The organism is Rhodovulum sp. (assembly GCF_011048875.1).
Lineage (GTDB): Bacteria > Pseudomonadota > Alphaproteobacteria > Rhodobacterales > Rhodobacteraceae > Rhodovulum > Rhodovulum tesquicola.
Genome location: NZ_DSDD01000112.1, coordinates 1 through 7,498, shown reverse-complemented (window position 1 = coordinate 7,498; position 7,498 = coordinate 1). Strand labels below are relative to the sequence as shown.

The following is a 7,498-nucleotide window of genomic DNA, read 5'->3' as shown; positions in this document are numbered from 1 at the left end:
CGCCGCCGATGAACATGATCCCCGGGCGGCTGTTCCACGAGAACGGGCAGGTCTTTGTCCTGCCCCGCGGCGCGCGTGAACGCATCCGCTTTCCCCTCGACGGGCCCGCCGGGCAGGGCGAGGGGCTGACCGATGGCCGCGAGGTGGTGTTGGGCCTGCGCCCGGAAACGATCTTTGCGGCCGGGGCCAAGCTGCCGGGGCCGAACCGCTACCTGTTCGAGGCGTCGGTCGAGGTGGTGGAACCCACCGGCCCCGACACGATGCTGGTCTTCCAGATCGGCGGGCAGGACCTGGTCGCCCGCGTCCGCCCAGAGGATATCGCCACGCCCGGCGCCGCCTTCCGCTTCGAGGTGGACATGGGCAAGGCCAAGCTGTTCGACGCCGATACGGGCCGGAGCCTCTGAGCGAAAGCCCGGCGGGAGGATCCCGATTGACTTTGTCGACAAAATCTCTCAGGAATAAGGGGCTGCGTGTTCGCCGCCGGGATCCTGCGCCATGATCGTCTGCCATTGCCGAAACATCCCTGACCGCGACATACACGCCGCCATAGACTGGATGCGCTCATCAGACAGGCAAACGATCATCACGCCGGGCAGGATCTTTCACGCGCTGGGCACTTCCTCCGATTGCGGGTGCTGTCTGCCTGTCTTCCTTGATACGATGCTGGTGAATCCGAACCTTGAAGTTCCCCGCGAACTTCAAGGGCTTCGCAATCCGATCCCGGACCCACAAAGGAGAGATCAACATGAAGGGTGACCCCAAGGTCATTGACTATCTCAATCGTGCGCTGCGCAGCGAACTGACGGCGGTCAACCAGTACTGGTTGCATTTCCACCTGCAGGAGGATTGGGGCCTTGGTCATATGGCCAAGAAGAGCCGCGAGGAAAGCATCGAGGAGATGAACCACGCCGACAAGCTGGTGGCGCGCATCCTGTTCCTCGAAGGCCATCCCAACCTGCAGAAGCTCGATGCGCTGCGGATCGGGCAGACCCCGAAGGAAACGCTGGAATGCGACCTTGCGGCCGAGCATGAGGCGCATGCGCTCTACAAGGAGGCGCGCGAATACTGCGCCAGCGTTGGCGACCATGTCAGCAAGCACCTGTTCGACGAGCTTCTGGCCGACGAGGAGGGGCATATCGACTTCCTCGAAACCCAGCTTGACCTGCTCGCGCGGATCGGTCCCGAGAACTATGCACATCTTAACGCAAGCAGGATAGACAAGGCCGAATAAGGCCCTCCGCCCGGCGTTGGCGGCCCTTGTGGCCGCCACGCCCTGACTGACGCCCCCCGGTCGATGGACGGGTAAGGCGGCCGCCCCCCCCCCCACACACACTCGCCATGATTGAAGCCTCAGGCCCGTCCTGGCCCGGTGCGACCCGGCAGGATCGCGGGACAATTCCGGGCGCTTGGGACAATTGGTGCGGAAATACCTAAGTCTTGGCCTTAATCATGGTTTTAGAGCGTGTTTTTCTGGGCAGGGCGATTTTCCGGTGCCATATTCCCGCCAGATAGCGAGGAGTGCATTGGATGGCTGAACGAGTGGTCTTGGTTACAGGGGGCGCGGGCTTCCTTGGATCTCATCTGTGCGATCGCTTGATGGGCGAAGGCGCCCGCGTGATTTGTCTCGACAACCTGATGACGGGCTCGATCGCGAACATCTCGCACCTGATCGGCAGGCCCGGCTTTCGCTTCGTGCAGCATGACGTGATCGCCCCCTTCGATCCGAACGAGGCGGTGGACGAGATCTTCAACCTCGCCTGCCCGGCCTCGCCGCCGCAATATGCGCGCGACCCCATCCACACCTTCCAGACATGCGTTCTGGGGGCGATGAACATGCTGGAACTGGCGCGCGCAAACGGCGCGAGGATCGTCCAGGCCTCGACCTCCGAGGTCTATGGCGATCCCTCCGTGAGCCCGCAGCCCGAAACCTATCGCGGCAGCGTCAACCCCGTGGGTCCGCGCGCCTGCTACGATGAGGGCAAGCGCGGCGCCGAGACGCTGTTCTACCATTACCGCGAAAGCCACGCGCTGGATGCGCGGATCGCGCGGATCTTCAACACCTACGGCCCGAGGATGAGCCCCGATGACGGCCGCGTGGTGTCGAACTTCATCGTCCAAGCGCTGACCGGTGCGCCGCTGACCGTCTATGGCACCGGCCGGCAGACGCGGTCCTTCTGCTATGTCGACGATATGGTCGAAGGGCTGATGCGGCTCATGGCCGCGCCGGGGCGTGGATTGGGTCCGGTCAATCTGGGAAATCCGGGCGAGTTCACGATGCTGGAACTGGCCGAAATGGTGCTTGCCAAGACGAGCTCGGATTCGCCCCTGACCTTTGCACCGCTGCCCCAGGACGATCCGCGCCAGCGCCGCCCCGATATCGCACTGGCCGACCGGCTGCTGGGCTGGGCGCCCGGCGTGCCGCTTGCCGAGGGGCTGGATTGCACCATCGCGTATTTCGCGGAAAGCATCCATCAGGGCAAGACCGGAGAATAGGAGCGGACCTTGCCCCAGTCGAATGCAGTTCTGGTCACCGGCGGTGCCGGTTACATCGGCTCTCATACCTGCAAGCGGCTGGCCGAGGCGGGCTGGCTGCCGGTGGCCTATGACAATCTCTCGACCGGCCATGCCGACGCGGTGCGCTGGGGTCCGCTGGTGCGGGGTGATACCCGCGACGCTGCGGCCGTTGCAGAGGCGATCCGCGCCCACGCCCCTGTGGCCGTGATCCACTTTGCCGCTGCGGCCTATGTTGGCGATTCGGTGCGCGATCCGGGCTTCTACTACGACAATAACGTGAACGGCATGCTGGGGCTTCTGACCGCGTGCCGCGAGACCGGGCTTGCCCGCGTGATCTTCAGCTCGTCCTGCGCTACCTATGGCGTGCCTGAACGCCTGCCGATCACCGAGGATACCCCCCAGAGCCCGATCAACCCCTACGGCCGGACCAAGTTGATCGGCGAATGGATGCTGGCCGATTTCGCCCGCGCCCATGGCATCCGCTATGCCGCGCTGCGCTATTTCAATGCCTGCGGGGCGGATCCCGACGGCACGCTTTGCGAACGCCACGACCCCGAGACGCATCTGTTGCCGCTGGCGCTGTTCGCGGCAGATGGGCGGCGTCCGGCACTCGATCTTTACGGCACCGATTACCCCACGCCCGACGGCACCTGCATCCGCGACTACATCCATGTCTGCGACCTGGCCGAGGGGCATCTGGCCGCGCTGCGCCATCTGGAAGCGGGCGGCGACAGCGTGGCGGTCAACCTTGGCACCGGCACCGGCCATTCCAACCGCGAGGTGCTGGCCGCCGTCGGTCGCGTGCTCGGCCGCCCGGTGCCCGTGAACGAGGTCGCGCGCCGCGAGGGCGATCCGCCCGCGCTGGTCGCCGACCCGACCCGCGCGCGCGAGGAGCTGGGGTTCACGGCCCGCCATTGCGACCTTGACGCGACCGTTGCCGATGCGGCGCGGGCCTTCGGCATGAAGCCCGGTGATGACGCCACGCCCTGACGCAAGGACCGCGCGCCCGCGTCCGCACCATCTTGTTTCGGTCTACACGCCGCGCATGAAGCTGCGCTACTGGCTGTCGGTGCTGCTTTGGGCCGTGGCGGCGCTGTGGTTCTGGGTCTGGTGGTTCCAGCCGCACCACAATATCGGGACCTTCCGCTATGTGGTCATCACGCTGGCCGTGGCCTGGGTGATGTTCCTTCAGGTCTATTACCTGACCGTGATGCTGCGCGCCGTGCGCCCCTCGGGCGATCTGGCGGCGCTGAACGGCGCGCGGGTGGCCATGGTCGTGACGAAAAGCCCGTCCGAACCCTTCGAGGTGGTGCGCCGCACGCTTGAGGGGATGCTGGCGCAGGACTGGCCGCATGACACCTGGCTGGCCGACGAGGATCCCGCGCCAGAGACGCTGGCCTGGTGCGCCGCCCATGGCGTCAAGGTCTCGACCCGCAAGGACCGGCCCGACTACCACCGCAAGGACTGGCCGCGCCGGACCCGCTGCAAGGAAGGCAACCTTGCCTTCTTCTATGACAGCTACGGCTATGACGGATACGACTTCGTCTCGCAGCTTGACGCCGACCATGTCCCCCAGCCCGGCTACCTGCGCGAGGTATTGCGCGGTTTCGTCGATCCGGAGGTCGGCTATGTCAGCGCGCCCTCGATCTGCGCCGGCAATGCGGCGACAAGCTGGGCGGCGCGGATGCGGCTCGATCACGAGGGGATGTTCCACGGCATCCTGCAGGCGGGCTATTCGAACGGCTGGGCGCCGATGTGCATCGGCTCGCATTACGCGGTGCGCACGGTGGCGCTGCGCGAGATCGGCGGGCTGGGGCCGGAACTGGCCGAGGATCATTCGACCTCGATGATGATGAACGCCTTCGGCTGGCGCGGGGTGCATGCCTTCGACGCCATCGCGGTGGGCGACGGACCGGTGACCTTCGCCGACATGCTGACCCAGGAATTCCAGTGGTCGCGCAGCCTGGTGACGCTGTTCCTGCGCTATACGCCGGGCTATTTCTCGGGGCTGCGGCCGATCCTCAAGTTCCAGTTCCTGTTCTCGCAGCTCTGGTATCCGGGCTTTGCCTTCTTCATGGCGGCCACGCTGCTTGTGCCGATCACGGCCGTCCTGTTCGACATGCGCTTCGCCAATGTCACCTACCCGGCCTTTGTCGGCCATAGCGCGCCGGTGGTGCTGGCCTTCATCCTGATCGCCTATCAGCTCAAGGCCGACGGGCTGTTCCGCCCGACTGATGCCAAGGTCATCAGCTGGGAAAAGGGGCTGTTCCAATGCGCGCAATGGCCCTGGGTGCTGTGGGGATGCCTGATGGCGGTGCGCGACAGTCTCACGGGCCGTTTCGTCGATTTCCGGATCACGCCCAAGGGCACGTCGGCGGCCACGCGGATGCCGTTCCGGGTGCTGTTGCCCTACATGGTGATCGCGGCAGCGGCGATCCTGCCGGTTCTGGCCGTCGAACATCTCGAGAACTCGGCCGGCTTCTACCTGCTGTGTCTTTTGAACGCAGCCCTCTATCTCGCCGTTCTCGGCGTGGCGCTCACGCATCATATCCGCCAGACTGGCCTCGGCTGGATGGGCAATGCGCTGCGCCTGGGTCCGCAGGTGGCGATCGCCCTGGCGCTGGCGGTCACGCTGGTGTTTTCGGGCTGGCTAAGGGGCATGCAAAGCCTGCATTATCTGTCCACCGGACTGGGACCCTACCAGTTCACCAAGGTGGAATTCCTGGTCTCCGGGGCCGGGCAAGGGGGCAAAAGGTCGATGCGCTATTCGTTCGACCTTCCCTTTGCGCGGCAGGACCGCAGACCGTTCATCGAGTGAGGAACGCATCATGGCCTACGCTCTGAAACCCGCAATGACCGCATTGGCCGCCAGCCTGGCGCTGTCCGGCGCCGCGCTTGCGGAATCCGCGCCCCCGGGCGAGTTGCCCTTTGGCGTCTACGATCCGGACGGGCTGTTCGCGGACGATCCCGAGGTCACAATCGAACACCTGTTCCTGCCCTGGGAAGACGTGTTCCTGCCCAGCCTGATCGAGGCGGATGCCTATGCGCTGGCGCGCGGCCGGTCGATCCTGGCCACGATCGAGCCCTGGACCTGGAACCGCAGCGAGCGCAACACCCCCGAGATCCTGCAACAGGGCATCGCCTCGGGCGACTATGACCGCTACATGGCCTCGATCTGCGCCGTGCTGAACCTGTTCGACAGCCCCGTCACCGTGCGCTGGGCGCATGAGATGGAGGATGAAAGCGGCCAGTTCATCTGGGCCGACTGGGAGCCGGAGACCTATATTGCCGCCTATCGCCGCATGGTGGATGTCTGCCGTGCCCAGGCGCCCGGGGCGAACTACATGTGGTCGCCGCTCGGCCTCGAGGATCTTGCCGAATACTATCCCGGCGATGATTATGTGGACATCGTCGGTCTGTCGGTCTTTGGCCTCCAGCCATGGGAGCGCGAGATCCTCGGCGCGGAACAGTCCTTCGAGTCGATCCTCGCGCCCCGCTACGCCCGCGCCGAGCCATTCGGCAAGCCCGTGGTGGTGGCCGAACTGGGCTATTCCGGCAGCGAGGACTATGTCGCGAAATGGGACAGCGAGATTCGGCTGATCTATCCCGAGTTCCCCAGCCTGGTCGCCGTGGTCTATTTCAACCAGAAAGAGGTCTATCCCTGGCCCGACGGCTACGGCCTGCCGAACTGGCGCTTTGACTCGCGCGTGATCGACGAATAGGCGCGGGGATACATCCCCGACGCGAAAATCGGCCGAGGGCCGCCCGGAAATCGGGCGGCCCTCGGCAGTTTATTGCCTGTGACGGCGGGTCTGCGCGGTGCGGTCTCGGCATTGCCATCGCAATGCCACAAAAAGGCGCCACCACTCGACGACGCTCATCTTGCTTGGGGCCTTCGGCCTGGTTCGGCACCGCCATGTGCATGCCGGGCAGGGCGGCCTTGTGTCGAGCACTCGTGGACAGGCAACGCAGGAAAAACTCGTCATGCGACTGAAAAGACGCCCATTCCGCGCCGCTCTTCCGCTGATCGCCGCGCTGGCGACGGCCGGAACGATGGCCAGTGTCGCCCCGGCCGCGGCCGAGGGAAAGATTGTACAGCGCCCGGCCATCGTCGGCGCCTCGGTCATGCGCTGGCTGAACCCCGCGCCCCGGGCGGACAGGTCGCTGTCCATGCGCGAACGCAAGGCCATGGCCAGCCGGTTCGATTCCCGCCATGGCAGCGGCACTTATATCTGCACCGCCTCGGGCTTCGGCAAGCGGCCCAGCTGCTTCACCCGCTAGGGCCCCGCGCCTCTTTCCCCACGCCCCCGTTCCGGGCTATGCCCGGCATGCAGGCGGGCGTGTCCGGGTTCCGGCCGGGCCTGCGGCAGCGGCAGGGACCAGAGGCATGAGACCCCCAGACCCCAGAGACACCAGCGCGCCACCGGTGATCGTCTGGCTGGCCGAATGGACTCGCCGCAAGGACGCGATCTTCGCCGCGATTGCCAGCCAATCGGGCGGCGGGCGGCGCCTGCCGCTGATCGGGCTGTCGTTCCGCAACTTTCCCGAAACGCAAGAACGCGCCGCCGCCGCGCTGGCCGTGGCCAAGCGCCAGCCCAGGGGGCGGCTTGGCCGGGCGCTGAAACGGGCGCTGATCGCAGCGCAATACAATTGGTCGCGCCGCTTCTTCACCCGCCAGCCCGGCGCCGTTGCCGTCTGCTGGAACGGGCTGACCGGCTCGCGCCGCGCCTTCATGGAAGGGGCGCGGGATGCAGGTGCAGGGCGGCTATATGCGGAACTCGCCCCCTTTCCGGGGCGGATCACCCTCGACCCGCTGGGCGTGAACGCGCAGAACGCCCTGCCGCGCGACCCTGGTTTCTACCGCGACTGGGCCGCCGCCGACCCGGCCCGGCAGGGCGAGGGCTGGCGCGCGCTGGGCGCGAACCTCACCGCGCGCGCCTCGCGCCGGGCCGATGTGGGGCAGGGGGATGGGGATGCGCTGGCG

General features: G+C 66.2%; 8 protein-coding genes and 1 pseudogene. All 9 read left to right on the top strand.

Translation table 11 applies throughout. From position 1 onward, the window contains the following. The coding region (locus tag ENN83_RS03865; protein ID WP_287184283.1) for a TOBE domain-containing protein at positions 1 to 404 on the top strand (404 nt) is incomplete at its 5' end. Between the two features lie 91 nt (positions 405 to 495). Further along, the gene (locus ENN83_RS03860; protein ID WP_287184282.1) at positions 496 to 756 is read left to right on the top strand and encodes a (2Fe-2S)-binding protein; all 261 of its coding nucleotides are present in this window, start codon (positions 496 to 498) and stop codon (positions 754 to 756) included. Beyond that, positions 746 to 1,231 carry a bacterioferritin gene (bfr, locus tag ENN83_RS03855; protein WP_287184281.1) on the top strand — a complete coding sequence of 162 codons (486 nt, stop codon included), beginning with the start codon at positions 746 to 748 and terminating at the stop codon, positions 1,229 to 1,231. Before ENN83_RS03860 ends, bfr begins: the two co-directional genes overlap by 11 nt. Before the next feature lie 296 nt (positions 1,232 to 1,527). Then, positions 1,528 to 2,493, top strand: a complete 966-nt coding sequence (locus tag ENN83_RS03850; RefSeq protein ID WP_287184280.1) for a UDP-glucuronic acid decarboxylase family protein — start codon at positions 1,528 to 1,530, stop codon at positions 2,491 to 2,493. Between the two features lie 9 nt (positions 2,494 to 2,502). Further along, the gene (gene galE / locus ENN83_RS03845; RefSeq protein WP_287184279.1) at positions 2,503 to 3,504 is read left to right on the top strand and encodes a UDP-glucose 4-epimerase GalE; all 1,002 of its coding nucleotides are present in this window, start codon (positions 2,503 to 2,505) and stop codon (positions 3,502 to 3,504) included. Further along, entirely contained in the window at positions 3,488 to 5,332 is a 1,845-nt protein-coding gene (locus ENN83_RS03840) for a glycosyltransferase family 2 protein (protein WP_287184278.1), read from the top strand. Before galE ends, ENN83_RS03840 begins: the two co-directional genes overlap by 17 nt. Before the next feature lie 10 nt (positions 5,333 to 5,342). Continuing rightward, on the top strand, positions 5,343 to 6,236 hold the full coding sequence (locus ENN83_RS03835) for a glycoside hydrolase family 26 protein (RefSeq protein ID WP_287184276.1): 894 nt from the start codon (positions 5,343 to 5,345) through the stop codon (positions 6,234 to 6,236). Positions 6,237 to 6,498: 262 nt separating this feature from the next. Continuing rightward, the gene (locus ENN83_RS03830; protein WP_287184275.1) at positions 6,499 to 6,795 is read left to right on the top strand and encodes a hypothetical protein; all 297 of its coding nucleotides are present in this window, start codon (positions 6,499 to 6,501) and stop codon (positions 6,793 to 6,795) included. 106 nt (positions 6,796 to 6,901) lie between these two features. Then, positions 6,902 to 7,498: pseudogene (locus ENN83_RS03825) on the top strand (capsular biosynthesis protein); the annotation flags it as partial.

Bases quoted from the DNA above. Each gene is read 5' to 3' on its own strand.
- ENN83_RS03860 (WP_287184282.1), top strand. From the start codon at position 496: ATGATCGTCTGCCATTGCCGAAACATCCCTGACCGCGACATACACGCC.
- bfr (WP_287184281.1), top strand. From the start codon at position 746: ATGAAGGGTGACCCCAAGGTCATTGACTATCTCAATCGTGCGCTGCGC.
- ENN83_RS03850 (WP_287184280.1), top strand. From the start codon at position 1,528: ATGGCTGAACGAGTGGTCTTGGTTACAGGGGGCGCGGGCTTCCTTGGA.
- ENN83_RS03840 (WP_287184278.1), top strand. From the start codon at position 3,488: ATGACGCCACGCCCTGACGCAAGGACCGCGCGCCCGCGTCCGCACCAT.
- ENN83_RS03835 (WP_287184276.1), top strand. From the start codon at position 5,343: ATGGCCTACGCTCTGAAACCCGCAATGACCGCATTGGCCGCCAGCCTG.
- ENN83_RS03830 (WP_287184275.1), top strand. From the start codon at position 6,499: ATGCGACTGAAAAGACGCCCATTCCGCGCCGCTCTTCCGCTGATCGCC.